This window comes from Micromonospora sp. NPDC048986 (assembly GCF_040649335.1).
GTDB classification, from domain to species: domain Bacteria; phylum Actinomycetota; class Actinomycetes; order Mycobacteriales; family Micromonosporaceae; genus Micromonospora; species Micromonospora alfalfae.
Window position 1 is genome coordinate 210,481 of the sequence record NZ_JBEZFJ010000005.1, and the last position, 21,913, is coordinate 232,393.

Consider the following 21,913-nt stretch of genomic DNA (forward strand, 5'->3'; position numbering starts at 1 on the left):
CTCCCGCAGGCGGCGGGCGGTCATCGTGGACCGTCCAGCGGGAAGGTGGCCCGTACGGTGAACCCGTGGTCGTCGTGCGCGGCGGTCCGCAGCGTGCCGCCCAGGGCGCTGACCCGCTCCCGCATGCCACGCAGGCCCACGCCCGGGGTCACGGGCTCAGCCGGCGACGCGTGACCGTCGTCGGTGACAGCGACCGTCAGCCCCTCCGGGGCGTACTCCACCTGGATGTGCGCGGTCGCCGGGCCGGCGTGGCGGGCCACGTTGGTGAGCGCCTCCTGGATGACCCGGTACCCGGCCTGGTCGACCTCGTCGGGCAGGTCCCCGCGCTGGCCGGTGACTGTCACCTGCACCGGTACGCCGACCGCCCGGGTCCGCTCGGCCAGCTCGTCCACCCGGGCCAGTCCGACCCGATCGCCGTCGGTCGGCGCCCGTAGGACGTCGAGGGTGGTGCGGAGTTCCCGCATAGCGGCGCCGCTGGCCTCCTGGATCGCCAGCAGCGTGGCCGAGGGCTCTTCGCCGTGTTTGCGGGCCAGGTGCACGGCGATCCCCGCCTGCACCTTGATCACCGAGATACTGTGGGTCAGGGAGTCGTGCAGGTCGCGGGCGATGCGCAGGCGCTCCTCCCCGGCGCGCCGCAACGCCATCTCCTCGCGGGTGCGTTCGGCTTCGATGGCCCGCTGCTCGACCTGCTCCAGGTACGCCCGGCGCTGCCGCGCGACGAGCCCGGCGACGTTGGCCGCCACGAACCAGCCGAGCAGCAGGGCCGTCCGCTCGGCGACAAGTTGGCCTGGTCGGCCGGCCGGCGCCATCGAGATGTCGCGGGCCAGGAAGCCACCGAGGAAGGCGAGGCTGGCCACCGCGGCGGCCGACCGGTGTCCCTGCCAGGCGCTGACGTAGACCGCGCACAGGACGGGGAAGGCGGCGGACACCCCGGGGTGCACCCGGACGTGCACGGCCAGCATGGCGACGGTGACCACGCCCAACGCCACCACCGGGTAGCGCCGGCACGCCGCCAGGGCCACCACAGTGGCGAGGACCAGGGCGACGTCGAGCACCTCGACCGGCGCGGCGTCCGGGGTGAGCACGGCGTTGCCGAGCAGGAGGACGCCGAGGGCGAGACCGCCGAGGGCGTACGGGAGGTCGCGGCGCATTGTCGCACTGTAGAACGGCGGTCGTCGCTGGAGCATCCCGCGCGCGTGGTAGCTGCGGCGTACCACGGACGCGGTATGAGCGGCGGGGCAAGTGTCTGCGGCGGCACGACGTTTTCCCGGCCCGCTGGAACAAGCATCGAGCCCATGACATACCGCTTCTTCACCCCCACGCCGACGAGGGCGGCCACCGGTCGCACCGCGGCCGTGTACCAACAGTTGCGTGACGACTTTCTCGGGCCGTTGCCGACCTTCCAGGCGCTCTCGGCGGTGCCGGAGGTGCTGGCGGCGACCTGGGCGCTGATGCGGGAGGCGCTGCTCGCCGGGGACGCGCCCCGGGTCGACCGCGAGCTCGTCGCGGCCGCGGTGTCCCAGGCCAACCGCTGTCAGTTCTGCGTCGACGCCCACGTGCTGATGCTGCACGCGCTGGGCGCACCGAAGCTGGCCGAGGCCGTCGCCCGGGGCGAGACGCCCCCCGAGCCGAGGCACGCCCAGCTTGCCGGCTGGGCGAAGGTGAGCCGCAGCCCCAGAGCCGCCGGCTGGGCCAGCACCCACGCCCCGGAGATCACCGGCACCCTGCTCGCCTTCCACTTCATCAACCGGGTCGTCTCCGCGTTGCTCGACCCCGATCTGCTCCCCGGCGGCCTGCAACGTTCCCCGCTGGTGCGCTCGGTCGGGGGGCGGCTCTACGCCAAGGCGGCCCGGGAGTCGAAGGAGCCCGGCCGAAGCCTCGCGCTCCTCGACGCCGACCCGGCGGCGTCACCTCCGGCCTGGGCGGGGGACAGCCCGGTGGGCGTCGCCTACGCGTCGCTGCGGGAGGCCGCCGCCCGGGGTGGGGACCTGCTGCTGGGTGACGTGGCGCGCCAGACCGTCACGGCCACTGTGCGCTGGGAGGACGGGCGGTTCCCGGCCCGGCCCGCGGACTGGGCCGTCGACCTGGTGCGGGACGTGCCGGGCGCGGACCGAGTCGGGACGCGGATCGCGTTGCTGGCGGCGTTCGCTCCCGGCGCGATCAGCCCGGGCGACGTCGCTCTCTGGCGGCTCTCCCACCCCGCCGACGCCGACCTCGTGCGGTTGGTCGCGTACGGGGCGATCACGGCCACCGATCACGTCGCCCGGGCCGTCGCCTCGGCGCGCCTCTAGGAGGTAATTCGTGCGCAAGGCTCTCGTCATCGTCAGCGCCCTGCTGCTCGTCGCGTTCGCCGTGCAGTTCGTCCTCGCCGCCGTGGGCGGCTTCACCAGACCTGCCAGCGACGACGCGTACGCGCTGCACAGCGTCAACGGCATGGCGGTCATCCCGATTCTCACTGTGCTCACCGCAGTGCTCGCCGCGCTGGCGAAGGCACCGGGAAAAGTCATCGGACTGGCGATCCTGCCGGTCGGCCTGGTCGTCCTGCAGCCACTCATCGCCATGTTGGCCGAGGCGTCCACCGACGCGTCGGGTGTCAGCACCCCGCTCGGCCTGACCATCGGTGGGTTGCACGCGCTCAACGGAATCATCGCGGTGCACGTCGTGGTCGGCGTCCATCGGGCGGCGCGACAGCTGGCCGTCCCGGCTCCCGCCGGCTCGGCTCGGCTGGTCACCCGGGAAGGAGAGCCGGCGTGAGCACCGGGTCGCTGCTCGTGGCCGACCTCGTGATCGCGGTCCTCGCGGCCGGCACCTGGCTGGGGCTGGCGCCGCGTCGGCCGTCCGCCGCCGCCCGCTCGCACTGGGACTGGCGGCCGTCGCGCTGCTCGCCACGCTCGCCCGCGCGATCACCATCACCGCTCTCGCCCGCGCCGGCTGGTGGTTCGCCGCGGAGAAGGTCCTCATCGCGGCCCCACTGTCGCTCGCGGCGGTGGGCGTCACCGGTCCGCGGCTGCTGCGGGCCCCGGGTGACATCCGGTCCGTCGCGGTTCCGCTGCTCTTCGCCGGGTACGCCACGAGCGGCGCCCTGCTCGTGACGGTCCTGCACGGCTATCCGGCGTCGGCCGGGGCGGGGCTGCTGGCGGTCGCCGGGGTCGTGGCGGCCACGGTGATCTCGGCGCGTGCGCTCGGCGCGCGCCAGTCCCGGGCGGTGTCCCGGTCAGCCCTCGTGGTGGCGGTCGTGGCGTTGCTGACCGGAACCGGGCTGACCGTCGCCCCGGGCGCCGCGCCGGCCGAACCACACGATCATGGTCCTCCGGCGGCTCGCATCGCCGACGAACCCAGCCGGCGGTTCACCCTGACCGCCGCGACCGCCACTGTGGACGCGGGCGGCCGGAACGTCGCGGCGTGGGCGTTCAACGGGCAGGTCCCCGGACCGGAGTTGAGCGCCACCGTCGGCGACGTCATGGAGGTGACGCTGCGCAACCGGGACATCGGGCGCGGCGTCACGCTGCACTGGCACGGGTACGACGTGCCGAACGACCAGGACGGGGTACCAGGGGTGACCCAGGCGGCGGTGCGGCCCGGACAGGAGTTCGTCTACCGGTTCCGCGCCGACCAGCCCGGAACCTACTGGTACCACACGCACTCGGCCTCCGATGTCGGCGTGCGGATGGGTCTCTACGGCGTGCTGGTGGTGCGACCGGGCCCGGTGACCGGCCTCGACGTCACAGTGCCGGTGCACACCCTGGCGGGTCGTCCGTTGCCCGCGCCGAAGGTGGAGCAGGTCGAGGCCGGCCGACCGGTGCGGTTGCGGCTGATCAACACCGACAGCACGACGCACCGGTACGCCCTGGCCGGCACCGCGTACCGGGTGGCGGCGATCGACGGCGTCGACCTGCGCGGCCCGACGCCGCTGGTGGACACCGCGGTGCTGATCCCGGCCGGAGGTCGCTACGACCTGGTCTTCGACGCGCCGGCGACCCCGGTGGCGCTGTTCGTCGACGGGCGGGCCGTCTACTCGACCGGCCCGGTGTCGACGGCGACCGGCGCCTGGCCGGTGCTCGATCCGCTCGGCTACGGCACTACCGCCCCGGTGCCCTGGTCCCGGTTCGACAAGACGTTCACCCTCGTTCTCGACCGGGGCCTCGACCTGCGCAGACTGGTGCCGCGGTACGCCCACACGGTCAACGGCGCGGCCGATCCTGACATCCCACCGCAGGTCGTACGCCTGGGTGACGTCGTACGGTTCACGATCGTCAACCGGTCGCAGATCGTGCATCCGTGGCACCTGCACGGCCACCACGTCCTGGTGCTGGCCCGCGACGGCGAGCCGGCGGCCGGAAGCCCGCTGTGGCTGGACTCGTTCGACGTCCGTCCGGGCGAGGTGTGGAAGGTGGCGTTCCGGGCCGACAACCCGGGGATGTGGGCCAATCACTGCCACAACCTGGCGCACGCCGATGCCGGGATGACGCTGCATCTCAGGTACTCGTGATCGCTGAGGCGGGTAGTTTTCTGTCATGACTGAGGACACCTTCCGCTCGGTGGCGATCGAGCGCGCCAGCCTGGGCAACTACGTCGTGCGGAACTCCCGTGGCGGGTCGCTGTCGTTGGGCGCTGGCGAGGACGGCAGTTTCACACCGGTGGAGTTGCTGCTGGCCGCCATCGGCGGCTGCACCGCTGTGGACGTGGACCACATCACCAGTCGTCGTGCCGAGCCGACCCGGTTCGCCGTCGCCGTCACCGGTGACAAGATCCGGGACGAGGCCGGCGGGAACCGGATGCGGAACCTGCGGGTCGAGTTCACAGTGACGTTCCCGGAGGGCGCGGAGGGCGACGCGGCCCGTGCGGCGCTGCCCCGGTCGTTGCAGCAGTCACACGACCGGTTGTGCACGGTCTCCCGTACCGTCGAGCTCGGTACCCCGGTAGCGATCACCGAGGGCCCCGAGTCGACCGGAGACTGATCGGCGCTGAGCACCGCTACTCAGGCCCGTGTGGTTGGTGTGTGTGAGGGTGACGGCATGCGTCGACTACTGGTGCCACTGCTGATCGTCCTCACCGTGGTGGCGGCGTGCGCCGACCCGAACGCCCGTCCGGGTCGCTCGGGCCCGACGGTCGCGGAGCCGGCGCCCACCGAGCTGCTCGCCGACGGCAGTGTGCCGTGGGCCGACCTGAAGATCACCGACGAGGACCTCAACGGCCGCCCTGCCGCGCCGAGAACGCCGGGCGCCGGCAGCAGAGCGTGCCGGGCGGAGCAGCTGACCGGCCGGCTCACCACCTGGACGAGGCCCGGCACCGGCGGTGAGACGCCGCGGGGCTTCGACGCCGCCATCGGCAAGCTCATCGGTGAGGTGGAGGTGCGGAACTCGTCGACCGTCGAGTGCACCCTGCAGGGCGAGGTGCCCACGACCATGCTCGCTGGCGGCCGTGAGATTCCGATGCTCTACACCCACGGCATCAACGAGGAGGGCCGCACCCGGGTGGTCGCCGTGCCGGCCGGCGGCAACGCCAGCCTGCGCCTGGACTGGTCCGGGCCGTTCTGTCAGCCGGTGAAGGGGTCGTTGGAGCTCGCGATCGAGCTGCCGCACAACGGCGGCAGGTTGCGCGCACCGGTCACCGCCGAGGAGCGTCCGGGGTGTCCGCAGGGCGAGGGGGTGCACCCCCTCGCGCGGGGGACGCTGTCCGCGAGCGGCTTCACCGACCCGGTGACGGTGTCGAAGCCCCCGTCCTCGCCGCTCGAAAAGCTCAGCGTCGCGGTCAAGGGGCCGACGACAGCCGTCGCCGGGTCGCGGCTCACCTTCCGGGTGACGCTGGGCAACCCGACCGACGGCCCCCTCGCGCTGGACCCGTGCCCGGCCTACCTGATGGAACGGTTCTCGCTCGGCGACGCGACAAACGACGCGGTGAACTCGGCCCAGCTGTACCGGCTGAACTGCCTCGCGCTCCCGCAGATCCCCGCCGGCGGCAGTGCCGTGTTCGAGATGGTCGCCGAGGTGCCGGCCTCGATGCGGGCCGGGCGTGAGCTGACTGTGACGTGGAAGTTCTATCTGCCGCACTACGTGCAGCGGGGCGACCAGTTTGGTGTCCTCACCCTCACCGTCGTCTGAGGAGCGTCGCTGCCGGGCCAGCCACACCGGCAAAGTCGACGTCGGCGAGAACGAGGGATAGATGCTGTTGAGGGTATGGGAGCGCTCCCGTAACATACCTGACGCGGCCTGTTAACGCTCACAATCGGTCACAGAACAGCGACCGCCACCAATGTATAGGCCGCCGTCCCGCGAGGAGGGTGCTATATGACCAGATCCAGAGCCACCAATGTCGGCCTGGTTGCGGCCGGCGTCGGCTTACTGATGTCGTCCACAGTCGTCGCGGCGCTGCCGGCCGGCGCCGCGGCTGAGGGTTGTTCGGTGAACTACGCCGTGTCGTCACAGTGGCAGGGCGGCTTCGGCGCCAACGTGGCGATCACGAACCTGGGTGACCCGCTGAGCAGTTGGACGTTGACCTGGTCGTACGGCGCCGGGCAGACGGTGACGCAGGCATGGAACACGTCGCTGACGCAGAGCGGGTCGGCGGTGACCGCGAAGAACGTGAGCTACAACGGTGCGGTTCCGGCCAACGGCACTGTGTCCTTCGGGTTCAACGGGTCCTGGACGGGCAGCAACCCAGCACCGACCAGCTTCGCCCTGAACGGTGTCACCTGCACCGGTGGCACGACGCCGACCGATCCGCCGCCCACTGACCCGCCGCCGACCGATCCGCCGCCGACGACCCCGCCGCCGAGCGAGACGTGCAACCTTCCCTCGACGTACCGGTGGTCCTCCACCGGGGTGTTGGCGACCCCGAGGTCGGGCTGGGTGTCACTCAAGGACTTCACCGTCGCCCCCTACAACGGCCAGCAACTCGTCTACGCCACCACCCACGACACCGGCACCCGGTGGGGCTCGATGAACTTCGGCCTCTTCACGAACTACTCGCAGATGGCCTCGGCCAGCCAGAACGCGATGAACAGCGCGACGGTCGCGCCATCGCTGTTCTACTTCGCGCCGAAGAACATCTGGGTGCTCACCTACCAGTGGGGTGGGCCCGCGTTCTCCTACCGGACCTCGACGAACCCGACCAACCCGAACGGCTGGTCGGCGGCGCAGACGCTGTTCAGCGGAAGCATCACCGGCTCGGGCACCGGCCCGATCGACCAGGCGGTCATCGGTGACGACCAGAACATGTACCTGTTCTTCGCCGGTGACAACGGCAAGATCTACCGGGCCAGCATGCCGATCGGGAACTTCCCGGGCAGCTTCGGCTCCAACTACACGACCATCATGAGCGACACCACCAACAACCTCTTCGAGGCCGTTCAGGTCTACAAGCTCCAGGGCCAGAACAGGTACCTCATGATCGTCGAGGCGATCGGTTCGCAGGGTCGCTACTTCCGCTCGTTCACGGCCACCAGCCTGGGCGGCTCGTGGACGCCGCAGGCCACCAGCGAGAGCAACCCGTTCGCGGGCAAGGCCAACAGCGGCGCGACCTGGACCAACGACATCAGCCACGGTGAGCTGTTGCGCACCAACGCCGACCAGACCATGACCGTCAACCCCTGCAACCTGCAACTGCTCTACCAGGGCCGTTCCCCCAACTCCGGCGGCGACTACGGCCTGCTGCCGTACCGGCCGGGTCTGCTGACCCTGCAGCGCCCGGTTTGATCACGCTCGACTGACCCGCAAGGGGCGGGCTCGGCGTCACGGCGAGCCCGCCCCGCACCCCGCCGGGTGCCGTTGATCCACTCGGGTTCATGGAAGTCGCGGTATCCCGGTCGTCCCGACGCCGCGACTTTCTTGAACCCGAGTCGATCAAGCAACGGCAGCGCTGAGGCCGGCGGCGGCGTCCGTGTAAGGATGTTGTGTGAGCTGTGAGTCAACAATTTCGTCGGCGGTCGATCCAATCGCGTCCCCTCTCGTACTGAAAGGGGAGGGGATCGCGCTGCGGGACTGGCTCGACGCCGATCTGCCGCACATGCCGGGCCTCTTCGACGCGCCGGACATCGCCGCGAACACCGATATTCCTTCTCCATTCGACGCGGACGCCTTTCTGAGCAGAATTCGGCGGCGTCGCGCCCAGGGCATTGTCGACCTGGCCGTGACATGCGACGGCGGGGAGCCGCTTGGCCTCGTCGCACTGCACGTGGCGAGCGGGGTGCTGGGGTACGCCATCGGCCCGGCGCACCGCGGCCGAGGCCTGGCGTCGCGTTCGCTGCGGTTGATGACGACGTTCTGCCACGAAGAACTCGGCTTCACCAGGCTGCGGCTGAGCATCGTGCAGGGCAATGTGCCCTCGCGGCGGGTCGCCGAGTCCGCCGGATACGTCCGGAGCGACGATGACGTCGTCGAGAGGGCGAATGGGTTGGGGCAGCCGAAGCTGCTCGAAATGTGGCATTGGATCGCTCCCGCGACGTCTGGCTGACGAAGACGGGATACGACACGCACCATCGGGGCGGCCTGTGGCCGACGAGTTTGGGACGATGCGCCGGTCGACCTACCGACATCACCCGACTCGAAGGGACCCCCCGCGATGGCAAAGGTCATCTCCACGCTGTTCATCTCGGCCGACGGTGTGGCCGAGATCGACCCTGACTGGCACTTCCCGTACTTCGACGAGAACATGGGCCGCGCCGTCACCGAGGACTACGACGCGGCCGATGTGCTGCTCATCGGGCGCGAGACGTACGACAGCTTCGCCGGGGCCTGGCCCGGGCGGGAGGCCGCTGGTGGCGACGACGCGCCGTTCGCCAAGCAACTCGGCGACATGCGCAAGGTCGTCGTCTCGCGCCAGCCGCTGGAGTTTTCCTGGCGCAACTCCGAGCTGATCAACGGGGACCTCCTCGACGCCGTCACCGCGCTCAAGGCCGATGCCGGCGTCCGGGGAATCGTCATCCCCGGGTCGATCTCCGTGGTGCAGCAACTGCTCGCCGCGGGCCTGGTCGACGAGCTGCGTCTGCTGGTGCATCCGGTGGCCGCGCGCAAGGGCCGCAAGCTGTTCGACGAGGGCGACGTGGCGTACCACCTGCGACTGGTGACGTCGGAGGCGTTCCCGACCGGCGTCCTGCGCGTGATCTACGCGCCGGGCACGGCACCGACTCCGGTCGGCTACGACGAGATCAAGGACCAGGTTCCGGCCGGAAACTAGGCGTGCTTCGGGGACGGCCGCCGCGCCGGCCGTTCTCCGACCGAGGCCGTCACAGGCCCATGTGAAGATCGTGCCGTGACTGAGTGGACGTACAACGATCGCCCCGCAGGCGTCAGGTTCCTCACCGATCGGATCCCGGAGCCGGGCCGCACCGCCGTCGAGGACGAGCTGTGGGCCTGGGTCGTGCGGGGTGAGACCGACGCGGACGAGTTCGTCGACTTCTTCGACGACCCCGACGAGCGCCACGGCACCACAACCGACGAGCTCAGGGCGGCGCACGAGACGGCGTTGGCGGTCCGACGGGAGCAGCAGCGCGAGTGGGGTGAGGTGCGCGGCAACCTCACCCGCGCTTTCGTCGAGCTGAACGAGCTGGGGGTGTTGGCCCGGGAGAACTTCAGCTGCTGTGGCACCTGCGCGAGCGCCGAGATCCACGACGAGCGGGACGATTCTCGGCACTGGCGCGGGTTTCTCTGGTACCACCAGCAGGACACCGAGTCGCTGCTCGCGAGCGAGGGCGGCGAGGTCTATCTGGGCTACGGCGTCTATCCTCCGGCCGACTTCGACGAGGTCGCCTACGCGGGGCTGTCGGAGGCCGAGCAGCAGGCCAGCTACCAGGCCGACCTGGAACGACTGCTGGACGAGGTCGCGTTTCCGGTGCTCCGCAAGCACGGCATGCGGGTGGAGTGGAACCGCAAGCAGTCCCGGCGGATCCGGGTCACCGGTGCCCAGTGGTACGCACCACTTGATTGACCACCACCAATCAATCCCACACTTCGGACCGGCATTTAGTGAGGTTCATCGATATTGACGGCAGGCGTCGACGGCGACAGGATCTCGGGCACCACCACCCCTGATCCCTCCTGGGAGGCGCCATGACCCGTCCCCGCCTGCCCCGCCTGCGGGCAGCCACCCGGTTGGCAGCACTCGCCCTCGCCACCGCCGGCGTGCTGCTCACCGTCGCCACCCCCGCCAGCGCCGCCGTGCCCACCGGCCGTTACGTCGCGCTGGGCGACTCGTACGCAGCCGGCCCGCTGATTCCCACCCAGGTCGACCTCAACTGCCTGCGGTCCAACCGCAACTACCCGTCGCTGGTGGCGGCGTCCGCCGGCTCTTCGTCGTTCGCCGACGTGAGCTGCTCCGGCGCCACCACTGACGACATCCTCTACCGCGGTAGCGGCCAACTGGGCATCACGTTGCCGCCGCAGCTCAACGCGGTCACGTCGAACACGTCGCTGGTGACGGTGCAGATCGGCGGCAACGACATCGGCTTCTCCGGCATCATCGGCGACTGCGCGCAGGCGAGCGTCAGCAGCCCGCTCGGCTCGCCGTGCAAGAACCGGTACACCGCCGGAGGTGTCGACCAGTTGCAGGCGCGGATCGTCGCCGCCACGCCGAAGATCACCGCCGTGCTCCAGGCGGTCCGGCAGGCCGCACCAGGCGCGCGGGTCGTGGTGCTCGGCTATCCGGCGATCCTGCCGGACAGCGGTTACGGCTGCTGGCCGGTCGTTCCGATCGCCTACCAGGACGTGCCGTACCTGCGTGGCGTCGAGAAGTCGCTCAACGCGATGCTTGCCAGCGTCGCGAGCGCCAACGGCGCCACCTACGCCGATGTCTACACCCCGTCGATCGGCCGCGACGCGTGCAAGGGCAGCGGTACCCGGTGGGTCGAGGGTCTGGTGCCGCAGAACTCGGCAGCGCCGTTCCACCCCAACGCCCGAGGTGAGCAGGGCATGGCCACCGCCCTGATCGCCAGGCTGAACGGCTGACCATGCCGTAGACGGCCGAGCCCGCCACGTCGGCAGCGGCGGGGCGGGCTCGGCCTGCGGTGCCGCCGCGGCGCGGTGCCCAGCCTCGACGTGCTTGAGATCGAGGAGTCCGGGGTACCGAAAGCTATGCCGAATGTGGGGCAAGTCGTCGGAGACCGTTACCGCCTGGTCGAAAGCATCGCCAGCGGCGGAATGGGTGACGTGTGGCGGGCGGTCGACGAAACACTCGACCGCTGCGTGGCGGTCAAGATGCTGCACCCTCGGTTGGTTACCGACGGCGGCTTCGGTGAGCGGTTCCGGCGCGAGGCGCGGGCAATGGCGGCCCTGCGTCACCCAGGTGTCGCCCAGGTCTACGACTACGGTGAGGTGTCCCAATCCGGAGCGCTGGTCCTCGCCTACATCGTGATGGAGTGCGTGCAGGGGCAGCCCCTGTCGGAGCGGATCGCCGAGCTAGGCCGGCTGGACGTGGCCGAGACGATGTCGATCGCCGTGCAGTCCGCCAGGGCGTTGCAGGCCGCGCATGACGCCGGTGTCGTCCACCGTGACGTCAAACCCAGCAATCTGATCATCGAGCCGGACGGACACGTCGTACTCGTCGATTTCGGTGTTGCGGTGACGCAGGAAGCGACGAGCCTGACCGGAACGAACCAGATCGTCGGCACTGCCCTGTACATGGCACCCGAGCAGGTCGCGAAGAACGAGACAACACCAGCGATCGACATCTACGCGCTGGGGGCTGTCGTCTACCACTGTCTCGCCGGCCGGCCACCGCACCAGGGCGAGACTGCTGTCGCGGTGGCGCTGCGGCACCTCGAAGAGGAACCGTCGCCGCTGCCCGAGGACGTTCCGGCGGAGGTCCGGCGGGTGGTCTCGACCGCGATGGCCAAGGAGCCCGCCCACCGCTTCCCGACGGCGGCGGACATGGCCACGGCGGCGGACATGGCCACGGCGGCGCAGACACTCGCGGACCCGTCCGACCACCCGCCGTCCACCGCCATTGGGGCGACCGAGGTCGGGGTGCGGACCGAGGTCGCCGCTGCCCGGCGGTCGGCCCTCGGCGGCACGGTGGGCCGGGCCGTCACTCCTGGGCCCAGAGCGCTCGCGGTGCTCCTCGGATCACTGGCCGCCGCGGCTGCCGTCCTGGTCCTCGCCGATCCCATCGGGATCATGCCCGGCCCGACCGGGCGACCGTCGACGCCTCCCGCGGTGTCGCCAACGGTGCCGCCCGAGCGGGAACCGGGCCCGGGCGTCGGCGGCGGTGAACCAGCCACCCGCAGTTCTGCGGGCCTGCCGGTCCGGGCGCCCGGCTCCCCGAGCCCGACGCCCACCCGGGACGAGGGGCCGGTGGATCCGTCGACGCCGTCCGGTGGAACCACTACCGATGCGCCCGATCCCACCGCGTCCGAGAGCGCCCCTGCGGAGCCGACGCAAGCCCCGACGGCAGCCCCGACTGGCGGGACGACAGCGCCGCCGACCTCGGGGCCGACGGAGAACCCGGCGGCGGACCCAACCGCGCAACCTGCGGCGGAGGAATCGACCGCTGGAGAGGAGACGGCGGTGCCGCAGGTGTAGCGCACGGCGGCAACGCCCCGTGGTCTCGCAACTAGACGTGCCGCCAGATCCGCCCTTTGCTCTGCACCCGCGGAAGCGCCATTCAGTTCTACGCGGCGGTGCCTCGGCGGGTGCAGAGCAAAGGGCACGTCGCGGGGGGCCGGCCCGGGGCCGTCATGGACACCGAGGCGGACGGGGGAGTTGCCCGCGCAACACAGCACTGGCGTGGCGACCGAGGCCGCCACGCCAGTGCTGCGATGTCAGGTACTGATCAGGGTCAACTGGTGCGGCAGCTGATCGTCGGCCAGTTCCAGTTGCCGTTGGCCATGATCGTTATGCCGAAGTTGTTCCCATTGCCGTTCGGCGTCGCCGTGACGGTGCCGCTGTTGCCGTTGACGGCGGCGTTCCAGCTGTTCTGAATGCTCTGACCGCCACCGAGGCCGAGGCTGACGACCCAGTTGTTGGTGCCGCTGACCGCGACATTGAGGTTGAACCGGTCACCCCACTGCTGGCCGGCGGAGATCGTCGCGTTGCAGTTTCCGGTCCCCGGATTGCCGGTGGTGGGCGGGGTGGTCGGGTTGCTGCCGCCGCTGCCCTCCCGAACGGTGATGTCGGAGCTTCCGCTGCTCTGGTAACCCTCGGTGGCCATGACCTGGTAGCTGTGGTTGGTGCCGAGGTTCAGGCCCGCCCGGGCCCAGGCGTCGAAGTGATTGGCGGTGGTGATGGTGCCACTCGACCGCTTCTGCTGGCGGACGCTCCAGAACTGGTAGAACGTCTGGTTGCCGTCGATCGACGGGGCGTTGACCCGCTGGCTGCGGAGGATGTCGTAGGTGCCGCCGTCAGTGGTGACAGTACCCATCCGCTGGGCGCCACTGCTCGGGTTGTAGCTGCCGAAGTTCTCCACCACGTAGTACTCGATGAGCGGGTTGCGCGTCCATCCGTACAGGGCGAGGTAGGTGTTGTTGTTGCCCGGGTTGTAGCTGCCCGAGTAGGTGACCGTCCGGCGGTTGCCGGTGGCCCAACCCTTGCCGCCGACCCAGTTGTTGGTGCTCCTGTCCCAACTGCTGGTGTATCGGCCGTCGGCGCGCAACGTCATGCTGGCGTTGCCGCTGTCCTTCCAGAACGAGAAGTAGTACCCGTTGTGCGTGCCGGTGAGGTTCGACGTGAGGGTCCGGTCGGCCTCGGCGTACGCGTTGGTGGCCGTCATCGTGCCGGCGACGGCCACGACGGCGGCGCAGGCGGCGCCCAGCAGCAGCCGCATACGGCCGCGGCCTCTCGGTTTGGTGTGGCTGGTGTCGGTCATGGAACTGTTGCCTCCTCTGACGGCTGGCGGGGGCCAGCGGCGCGGTACGCCTCGGCAGGCTGCCGGTGGTCGGGTGACGGCCACGGCGTCGTACCGCTCGGTGGTGGTGGGCCGGTCGTCCTGCACGACGATCGGAGAAGTGGGTCGCGGTGGCTGGTGCTGACGACAATCGAGCGCCGTCGATGGCGACCGTATTAACCCAGCCGTCGACTTGTCAACAATTTTCGGAAACAGGCTGGCAACACCGCTGCCGTCACCGGAGCGGCATCCATCCAGGTCAGTAGTCGATCAGAGTCCGAGACGGTCACTGCGGCGTCGCAACAGCCGAACGACGGTCGGGGTGGGGCCGCCGAAAGTTCCGGAGACTTTCCGGACCAGGTGTCGTGGCCGTGGCCGGTGGCAGGGGCAGACGCTCCGGTTGCCCGAGCGGTCAGCGACGCCGCAGCGCGTTGAGCCGGGCGGCCTGTCGGGTCAGATGGTCGCGTTCAGCGAGGTTGGGGGCCTGCTGGGCGGCCTCGGCGTACAACCGCGCCGCCGTTGCCAGATCACCGTCGCGCTCGTGCAGGTACGCCGCCACCGCCGTGTACCGGGGCAGTGCGTCGTCCACCGCCGCGAGCGCCGTCAGGCCGGCCCTGGGGCCGTCGGCCTCACCGACCGCCACCGCTCGGTTGAGTCGGACGACAGGGTTCCCGGTCAGGCGCGCCAGTTCGTCGTACCACTCCACGATCTGCACCCAGTCGGTCTCCGCGGCGGTCGGCGCGTCCGCGTGCAGCGCCGCGATGGCCGCCTGGGCCTGGAACTCACCAAGCTGGTCGCGGGCCAGGGCCGCCTGCAGGATCTCGACGCCCTCGGCGATCGACAGGGTGTCCCAGCGGCTGCGGTCCTGCTCGGCGAGCGGCACCAGGCCGCCGCCGGGGGCGGTCCGGGCGGCGCGCCGGGCGTGGTGCAACAGCATGAGGGCGAGCAGCCCCGACACCTCGGGGTGGTCGATCGTGGCCGCGAGCTGCCGGGTGAGCCTGATGGCCTCGGCGGCGAGGTCCACGTCACCGGAGTAGCCCTCGTTGAAGACCAGGTAGAGGACACGCAGCACTGTGGCGACGTCACCGGGTCGGTCGAACCGCAGCCCGGAGACGGTGCGCTTGGCCCGGCTGATCCGCTGCGCCATGGTCGCCTCGGGCACCAGGTAGGCGTGGGCGATCTGCCTGGTGGTCAGCCCGCCGACAGCGCGCAGCGTGAGCGCGACCGCTGACGACGGCGTCAGTGACGGGTGGGCGCACAGGAAGTAGAGCTGGAGCGTGTCGTCCACAGCGGGAGCAGGTCCTGGCGCCGGCTCCTCGTCGACGAGATCCTCGCGCCGACGGCGAGCGGTGTCGGCTCGGGCCGCGTCGAGGAACCGCCGCCACGCCACAGCGGTCAGCCAGCCCAACGGGTCGCGCGGCGGGTCGGCCGGCCAGACCCGGACAGCCTCGACCAGGGCGTCCTGCACGGCGTCCTCGGCCGCCGCGAAGTCGATTCCGCGGCGGACGAGGATCCCGAGGACGCTCGGCGTGAGACTGCGCAGCAGCGTCTCGTCCATCGAAGTCGTCACTCCGTGATGGTGGGGGGCTCGCTCAGGAACGGGCGCAGCTCCAGCCACTCGTGGATCGGCTTCCCGCCCGCCCCGGGAGCGGCCGACAACTCACCGGCCAACTCGACGGCCCGGTCGTAGCTGTCGACGTCGATCACCATCCAGCCGGCGATGAGATCCTTGGTCTCCGCGAAGGGGCCGTCGGTGACCGGGGGGCGGCCCTCGCCGTCGTACCGGACCCACGCTCCCTCCGGGGCGAGGGCCTGAGCGTCGACGAACTCGCCGGTGCCTTCGAGTCGGGCCGCGAAGTCGCGCATGTACTGCATGTGGGCCGAGATCTCCGCCGGCGTCCACTGGTCCATGGGTACGTCGTTCACCCCGGCCGGGCCGCCCCGGTAGTGCTTGAGCAGCAGGTACTTGGCCATCGTGATGCTCCTCGGTGTTGGCTGCGACCCATCGTGGTCACGTTCACTCAGGGGACGAAGCCGATCGGCACTTCTCGACATGGCTGTCCGATTTTTTTCCTCCCGCAGGTTAACCTCGGGTGAATCGTCCGCCGTTGGGGTACCTAGCGCCGGGCAAAACTTGATTCGTTCCAAAATAGTGAGCTAGTGTTCGTACCCGTGATGTCCGACTTCGAGGCGCAGCTGCGGGCCGTCTCGTTGCGCGTGACCCGGCCCCGGTTGGCGGTGCTCGCGGCGCTGCGCGACCACCCGCACGTCGGCACCGACGCGGTGATCGCGCTGGTCCGCGCGGAGCAGCCCACGGTCTCCCACCAGGCGGTGTACGACGTGCTGCGCGTGCTCACCGACGCCGGCCTGGTGCGGCGCATCCAGCCGGCCGGGGCGACCGCCCGCTACGAGTCCCGAATCGCTGACAACCACCACCATGTCGTGTGCCGCTCCTGCGGCGCCATCGCCGACGTCGACTGCGTCGTCGGTCACGCCCCCTGTCTCACCGCCTCGGGCGACCACGGTTTCACGGTCGACGAGGCGGAGGTCGTCTACTGGGGCACCTGCCCCGACTGCGCGACCGAACGCACGCCCCAGAGATCCGCAAGCTCGGAAGGAAGTACATGAGCGACACCCAGGACAACGGCCCCGTCAGTGCGCAGGGCGTGGACCAGAAGGCGGCGGCCGGCTGCCCGGTCGCGCACGACTCGGTGACCGCGCACGGCAGTGAGAGTGAGAACCCGGCGATCGACTCGCCGACCCCGAAGACCGGTGGGCGTCCGCGCACCAACCGGGACTGGTGGCCCAACCAGCTCGACCTCTCGGTGCTGCACGCCCACTCGTCGAAGGGCAACCCGCTGGGCGAGAACTTCAGCTACGCCAAGGAGTTCGCGAAGCTCGACGTCGAGGCCCTCAAGCGCGACATCGTCGAGGTGCTCACCACCTCGCAGGACTGGTGGCCGGCCGACTTCGGCCACTACGGCGGCCTGATGATCCGGATGAGCTGGCACGCCGCCGGCACGTACCGGATCGAGGACGGCCGTGGCGGCGCCGGCGACGGTGGGCAGCGGTTCGCCCCGCTCAACAGCTGGCCGGACAACGCCAACCTGGACAAGGCCCGCCGGCTGCTCTGGCCGGTCAAGCAGAAGTACGGCCAGCAGATCTCCTGGGCCGACCTGCTGGTGCTCGCCGGCAACGTCGCCCTGGAGTCGATGGGCTTCAAGACCTTCGGCTTCGGTTTCGGTCGCGAGGACGTCTGGGAGCCCGAGGAGATCTTCTGGGGTCCGGAGGACACCTGGCTGGGCGACGAGCGCTACGCCTCCGAGAAGGAGATGGCGGCCGGCGTCGGCTCGACCGAGATGGGGCTCATCTACGTCAACCCGGAGGGCCCGCGCGGTAACGCGGACCCCGCGGCGGCAGCGCACTTCATCCGCGAGACCTTCGGCCGGATGGCGATGAACGACGAGGAGACCGTCGCCCTCATCGCCGGTGGTCACACCTTCGGTAAGACCCACGGTGCCGGCGTCGCCGACAACCACGTGGGTCCGGAGCCCGAGGGTGCCCCGTTGGAGGCGCAGGGCCTGGGTTGGCTGAGCACCCACGGCAGCGGCAAGGGCGCCGACACGATCACCAGTGGTCTCGAGGTGACGTGGACCGACGTGCCGACGCAGTGGAGCAACCGCTTCTTCGAGATCCTCTTCGGCTACGAGTGGGAGCTCACCACCAGCCCCGGCGGCGCGAAGCAGTGGGTCGCCAAGGACGCCGAAGCGATCATCCCGGATCCCTTCGACCCGGCGAAGAAGCACCGGCCGACGATGCTGACGACCGATCTGTCGCTGCGCGTCGACCCGGCGTACGAGAAGATCTCCCGTCGCTTCCTGGAGAACCCCGACCAGTTCGCGCTGGCCTTCGCCAAGGCGTGGTACAAGCTGCTGCACCGCGACATGGGCCCGATCGAGCGCTTCCTCGGGCCGTGGGTGGCCGAGCCGCAGCTCTGGCAGGACCCGGTGCCGGCCGTCGACCACGAGCTGGTGGGCGACGCCGACATCGCCGCGCTCAAGGAGAAGGTGCTGGCGTCCGGTCTCACTGTCGACCAGCTGGTCTCCACCGCGTGGGCCTCTGCCGCGAGCTTCCGGCACACCGACAAGCGCGGCGGCGCCAACGGGGCGCGCATTCGCCTTGAGCCGCAGCGCAGCTGGGAGGTCAACCAGCCCGAGCAGCTGGCCACCGTCCTCAGCACCCTTGAGGGCATCCAGCAGGAGTTCAACGCCGCCAACGGGGCGACCATCTCGCTCGCCGACCTGATCGTGCTGGCCGGTTCGGCAGCCGTCGAGAAGGCGGCGCGGGACGCCGGCGTCGAGGTGACGGTGCCGTTCCGGCCGGGCCGCACCGACGCGACCCAGGAGCAGACCGACACCGATTCCTTCCGGGTCCTTGAGCCGCGTGCCGACGGTTTCCGCAACTACCTGCGCGCTGGCGAGAAGACCCAGCCGGAGGTGCTGCTCGTCGACCGTGCCTACATGCTCAACCTGACCGCGCCCGAGATGACCGTCCTCATCGGCGGCCTGCGCTCCCTCGGCGCCAACGTCGGCGGCAGCCGGCACGGTGTGCTCACCGACCGGCCGGGCGTGCTCAGCAACGACTTCTTCGCCAACCTGCTCTCCCCGGGCACCCGGTGGAGCGCGTCGAAGTCCGACGAGCACGTGTACGAGATCCGCGACCTGGCCACCGATGAGGTGAAGTGGACCGCCACCGCGGTCGACCTCATCTTCGGGTCCAACTCGCAGCTGCGCGCCCTCGCCGAGGTCTACGCCAGCCAGGACGCCCGCGACAAGTTCGTGGCCGACTTCGTGGCCGCCTGGACCAAGGTCATGGAACTCGACCGGTTCGATCTCGCCTGACAGGTACCACCGACGAGCCCCGGCCGATCCGTCAGGATCGACCGGGGCTCGTCGCCCTTTGCGTGCCGTTCGACGCGGCACCTGCGCCGTCCACCTCGATGTCACCTCCGGTGCCATTCCCTTCGCGACGAATCCCATGGATGATTTTCCTGTCTCATTGATCAGCCGGCGGACGGGCCCATCCATGGCAAGGTGTTGACCCTGCCCGGTCGGCGGGCGCGGACCTAGTCACGCAGGGAGTCAACGTGGCCCATCCCGACCTGCAGGCCGAGGACCTGGACCAGCACGCCGGGAGCCCCGCGATACCCCGGCAACGGGTGGTCCCCGCCCGGAGGTCCCGAGCGGGCGTCGCCGACACCGCCGTCGCCTGGCGTCCGCTGCGGATCGCGATGATCGGCCAGAAGGGGATGCCGGCGACCTACGGCGGGATCGAACGGCACGTGGAGGAGATGGCCAGCCGGCTCGCCAGCTACGGCCACGAGGTCACCGTCTACTGCCGCCGGAGCTACGGCGAGACACCCGCCGACGGCTACCGGGGGGTACGGCTGCGCCAGACCCACACGATCGCCAGCAAGCACCTCGACGCCATAGTGCACGCGGCGACCTCGACCATGGCGGCGATGGCCGCGCGACCCGACATCGTGCACTACCACGGGCTCGGGCCGGCACTCGTCGCCCCACTTCCGCGTGCCCTGTCCCGGGCGCGCGTGGTGTTGACAGTGCACGGGCTGGACAACCAGCGGGGCAAGTGGGGGCTCGCCGCGCGGACGGTGCTGGGCAGCGCCCACTGGTTCAGCGGGTACGTCCCGCACCAGCGGGTGGCGGTCTCCCAGGGGCTCGCCGCCCACTACGACGCCCGGTTCGGCCGCCCGACGACCTACATCCCGAACGGCGTGAACCCGGCCCGACCGGTGCGGACCCGTCAGCTCGAGGACCAGTTCGGGCTGACCCCCGGCGGCTACCTGCTGCTGGTCGGTCGACTGGTGCCGGAGAAGGCGGCCGACCTGCTGATCCGGGCCTTCCGCCGGACCGAGACCCCGATGCGCCTGGCGATCGTCGGCGGGTCGTCGTTCACCGACGACTACGTGGACCGGCTGCGCCGCGAGGCCGGGGCGGACGACCGGATCGTCTTCACCGGATTCGCCTACGGCGACCTGCTCGCCGAGCTGTACGCCGGTGCCGCCGGCTTCGTTCAACCGTCCCGGTTGGAGGGACTGCCGTTGACGTTGCTGGAGGCGGCCGCGTACGGGCTGCCAGTGGTCGCCAGCGACATCGCGCCGCACGTCGAGGTGCTCAGGTCCGACAACGCCGGCGGGCGGTTGTTCCGCGACGGCGACGAGGACGACCTGGTCCGGGTGTTGACGTCGCTGCTCGCCGACCTGCCGGGTGAACGGGCCGGTGCGCTGGCGCTGGGTGAGCGGATCACCAGCAGGTACAGCTGGGACACCGCGGCCCGCGAGTTGGAGCAGCTCTACCTCCGGCTGGCGCCGGAGCCGAGCCGCCGGGCGAGGGCGCGACCCACGGGGGCCGCCGCCTGACCGGACGGGGTTGGCCGGGGGAGTGTCGGATCAGCCCACCGGAGGACGAAGCAGTCGGTGCAACGGCCCCTTCTGCCGTCGAGGTGACAGGACTAGATTGAACCGATCTTGTGCCGGGAGGACATCGGTTGGCCGCGCCCGGCAGCGGCCGGGCAGCGCCGATTCAGTTCAGTGGGATCAGTGGAACAACACACGCAGCAGGACACTCCGCCCATGAGCAGGCGGCTCGACCCGACCCGCCTGCTCAGCGGCGGAGCGGCGCTGGCCGCCGCGGTCGTGGCGGTGGTCGCTGGTGTCTCCATGGCGGCCGGTGACCGCAGGGGCATGGTGCTGCCGCTCGCGGCGGTCACGGGGATCGCGCTGGCAGTCCTCGCGCTGACCCGGTTCGCCGGGTACGTGCTGCTGATGCTTGCGGTGCGCTCCTGCGTCGACCTGTTCAAGCTGACCGGCCCGAGCGCCGGCCAGGCGGACTCCGCCGGAACGACCCGGGCGGCGGACCCCTCCACACTGCTCGCGGTGCTGTTTCTGCTCGCCGCCGGGCTCTGGCTGGCCGCACAGCTCAGCCGGCACGGGCGGCTACGCGGCTCCCCGCTCAGCTGGGCCATGCTGCTCGTCGGCGCCAGCAGCGTGGTCAGCGCCCTCGGTGCCAGCCGGCCGGCGAACAGCCTGTTGGAGGCGCTGCGGATCCTCACCGTGGTGGTGATGTTCGTGGTGCTGGAACAGCTCATGCCGGACACCGCGGCGATCCGTCGGGTCCTGCTCGCCTGCTACGCCTCGCTGGTGCTGGCGCTCGGCTACACCGTCGTGCTGTCGCTGCTCGGCAACCCGCCAGCCGAGGTGAAGGGCGACTTCACCCGGATCAGCGGCACGTTCAGCCAGTCGACCACGTTCGGCCGCTACCTGATGTTCATGGTCATCTTCGGGTTCGCTGTGTACCGATTCCTGGATCGTCGCCTGCGGACGTCCCTCGGGGTGCTGCTCGCGCTCTCGCTGCTGTTCCTGCTGCTGACCAACACCCGCAGCGCCCTGCTCGGTGCGGCGATCGGCCTGGTGGTGGTCGCGGCGCTGCATCGCAGCAAGCGGATGCTGGTCACCCTCTGCGTGGTGGCGGTCGCCGGGGTGGCACTGGTGCCGGCCGTCGGCGAACGCTTCGCCCAACTCGGCACGTCCCGCGCGGTCGGCGGAGACCCGACCGGAAACACCCTGGCCTGGCGGATCGGTTACTGGACCGAGATCGTCACGCTCGCCGACCGGAACCCGGTGACCGGCATCGGGCCGAACATGACCCAGCGCGAGACCGACGAGGCGAAGAAGCCGCACAACGACTTCCTGCGGGCGTACGTGGAGACCGGGCTGCTCGGTCTCGGGGCGTACCTGCTGATGCTGTTCGCCTTTGCGCACACCGCCCGGACCGCGCTGCGGCGCGCGCCTCCGGGCAGCTTCGAGCGTGGCGTCGCGGTCGGGTTCACCGGCTGCGCCGCCGCGTTCGTGGCGGTCAGCGCCGCCTCCAACGTCATTTCCAACGTGGTCACCCTCTGGTACTTCGTCGCGTTCGCCGCGGCGGCCAGCGTGATCGCCCGCCAACCGGCTCCGAACCTGACCGGCGAGCAGCCACGAGGCACGTCCGTCCCGGTTTGACTGAACGACAGCATTGGGGAAAAA

General features: G+C 70.5%; 19 protein-coding genes. 15 read left to right on the plus strand and 4 right to left on the minus strand.

The window, feature by feature from the left end:
• Nucleotides 1-20 precede the first annotated feature (20 nt).
• Nucleotides 21-1,151: a sensor histidine kinase gene (locus AB0B94_RS13255; RefSeq protein WP_357275911.1), complete on the minus strand. Its 1,131-nt coding sequence runs from the start codon at nt 1,149-1,151 to the stop codon at nt 21-23.
• 144 nt (nt 1,152-1,295) lie between these two features.
• Here AB0B94_RS13255 and AB0B94_RS13260 point away from each other — a divergent pair, with 144 nt between their 5' ends.
• The 11 genes from AB0B94_RS13260 (at nt 1,296) to AB0B94_RS13310 (ending at nt 12,512) form a co-directional block, all read left to right on the plus strand.
• Nucleotides 1,296-2,291, plus strand: a complete 996-nt coding sequence (locus AB0B94_RS13260; protein ID WP_357275915.1) for a carboxymuconolactone decarboxylase family protein — start codon at nt 1,296-1,298, stop codon at nt 2,289-2,291.
• Between the two features lie 10 nt (nt 2,292-2,301).
• The gene (locus AB0B94_RS13265) at nt 2,302-2,754 is read left to right on the plus strand and encodes a DUF6220 domain-containing protein (RefSeq protein ID WP_357275920.1); all 453 of its coding nucleotides are present in this window, start codon (nt 2,302-2,304) and stop codon (nt 2,752-2,754) included.
• A gap of 232 nt (nt 2,755-2,986) precedes the next feature.
• Nucleotides 2,987-4,489 (plus strand): multicopper oxidase family protein, encoded by a 1,503-nt coding sequence (locus AB0B94_RS13270; protein WP_357275923.1) that lies wholly within the window; start codon nt 2,987-2,989, stop codon nt 4,487-4,489.
• Between the two features lie 25 nt (nt 4,490-4,514).
• Nucleotides 4,515-4,958 (plus strand): OsmC family protein, encoded by a 444-nt coding sequence (locus AB0B94_RS13275; protein WP_357275928.1) that lies wholly within the window; start codon nt 4,515-4,517, stop codon nt 4,956-4,958.
• Between the two features lie 57 nt (nt 4,959-5,015).
• Nucleotides 5,016-6,101, plus strand: coding sequence for a hypothetical protein (locus AB0B94_RS13280; protein WP_357275931.1), 1,086 nt, complete (start codon nt 5,016-5,018; stop codon nt 6,099-6,101).
• Between the two features lie 186 nt (nt 6,102-6,287).
• Nucleotides 6,288-7,694, plus strand: coding sequence for a non-reducing end alpha-L-arabinofuranosidase family hydrolase (locus AB0B94_RS13285; protein ID WP_357275939.1), 1,407 nt, complete (start codon nt 6,288-6,290; stop codon nt 7,692-7,694).
• Nucleotides 7,695-7,893: 199 nt separating this feature from the next.
• Nucleotides 7,894-8,451 (plus strand): GNAT family N-acetyltransferase, encoded by a 558-nt coding sequence (locus AB0B94_RS13290; protein WP_357275944.1) that lies wholly within the window; start codon nt 7,894-7,896, stop codon nt 8,449-8,451.
• Between the two features lie 108 nt (nt 8,452-8,559).
• Nucleotides 8,560-9,174 (plus strand): dihydrofolate reductase family protein, encoded by a 615-nt coding sequence (locus tag AB0B94_RS13295; protein WP_357275951.1) that lies wholly within the window; start codon nt 8,560-8,562, stop codon nt 9,172-9,174.
• Between the two features lie 75 nt (nt 9,175-9,249).
• The gene (locus tag AB0B94_RS13300; protein WP_357275956.1) at nt 9,250-9,924 is read left to right on the plus strand and encodes a hypothetical protein; all 675 of its coding nucleotides are present in this window, start codon (nt 9,250-9,252) and stop codon (nt 9,922-9,924) included.
• A 122-nt stretch (nt 9,925-10,046) separates the two neighbouring features.
• A complete protein-coding gene (locus AB0B94_RS13305; protein WP_357275960.1) occupies nt 10,047-10,940 on the plus strand; it encodes an SGNH/GDSL hydrolase family protein in 894 nt (297 codons plus the stop codon).
• A gap of 126 nt (nt 10,941-11,066) precedes the next feature.
• A complete protein-coding gene (locus AB0B94_RS13310; RefSeq protein ID WP_357275966.1) occupies nt 11,067-12,512 on the plus strand; it encodes a protein kinase in 1,446 nt (481 codons plus the stop codon).
• Nucleotides 12,513-12,768: 256 nt separating this feature from the next.
• Here the strand turns inward: AB0B94_RS13310 and AB0B94_RS13315 are convergent, their stop codons facing one another.
• The 3 genes from AB0B94_RS13315 to AB0B94_RS13325 all read right to left on the minus strand — a co-directional run bounded on the left by AB0B94_RS13315 (nt 12,769) and on the right by AB0B94_RS13325 (nt 15,786).
• Nucleotides 12,769-13,794, minus strand: a complete 1,026-nt coding sequence (locus AB0B94_RS13315; protein ID WP_357275972.1) for a glycoside hydrolase family 11 protein — start codon at nt 13,792-13,794, stop codon at nt 12,769-12,771.
• Between the two features lie 430 nt (nt 13,795-14,224).
• Nucleotides 14,225-15,370 (minus strand): DUF6596 domain-containing protein, encoded by a 1,146-nt coding sequence (locus tag AB0B94_RS13320; protein WP_357276747.1) that lies wholly within the window; start codon nt 15,368-15,370, stop codon nt 14,225-14,227.
• Nucleotides 15,371-15,378: 8 nt separating this feature from the next.
• Nucleotides 15,379-15,786, minus strand: a complete 408-nt coding sequence (locus tag AB0B94_RS13325; RefSeq protein ID WP_238668512.1) for a YciI family protein — start codon at nt 15,784-15,786, stop codon at nt 15,379-15,381.
• Between the two features lie 198 nt (nt 15,787-15,984).
• Here AB0B94_RS13325 and AB0B94_RS13330 point away from each other — a divergent pair, with 198 nt between their 5' ends.
• The 4 genes from AB0B94_RS13330 to AB0B94_RS13345 all read left to right on the plus strand — a co-directional run bounded on the left by AB0B94_RS13330 (nt 15,985) and on the right by AB0B94_RS13345 (nt 21,889).
• Nucleotides 15,985-16,440 (plus strand): Fur family transcriptional regulator, encoded by a 456-nt coding sequence (locus AB0B94_RS13330; RefSeq protein WP_308193459.1) that lies wholly within the window; start codon nt 15,985-15,987, stop codon nt 16,438-16,440.
• A complete protein-coding gene (gene katG / locus AB0B94_RS13335; protein ID WP_357275981.1) occupies nt 16,437-18,713 on the plus strand; it encodes a catalase/peroxidase HPI in 2,277 nt (758 codons plus the stop codon). Before AB0B94_RS13330 ends, katG begins: the two co-directional genes overlap by 4 nt.
• A gap of 245 nt (nt 18,714-18,958) precedes the next feature.
• Entirely contained in the window at nt 18,959-20,251 is a 1,293-nt protein-coding gene (locus tag AB0B94_RS13340) for a glycosyltransferase family 4 protein (protein ID WP_357275988.1), read from the plus strand.
• 213 nt (nt 20,252-20,464) lie between these two features.
• Nucleotides 20,465-21,889, plus strand: a complete 1,425-nt coding sequence (locus AB0B94_RS13345) for an O-antigen ligase family protein (RefSeq protein WP_357275993.1) — start codon at nt 20,465-20,467, stop codon at nt 21,887-21,889.
• Nucleotides 21,890-21,913: the final 24 nt, after the last annotated feature.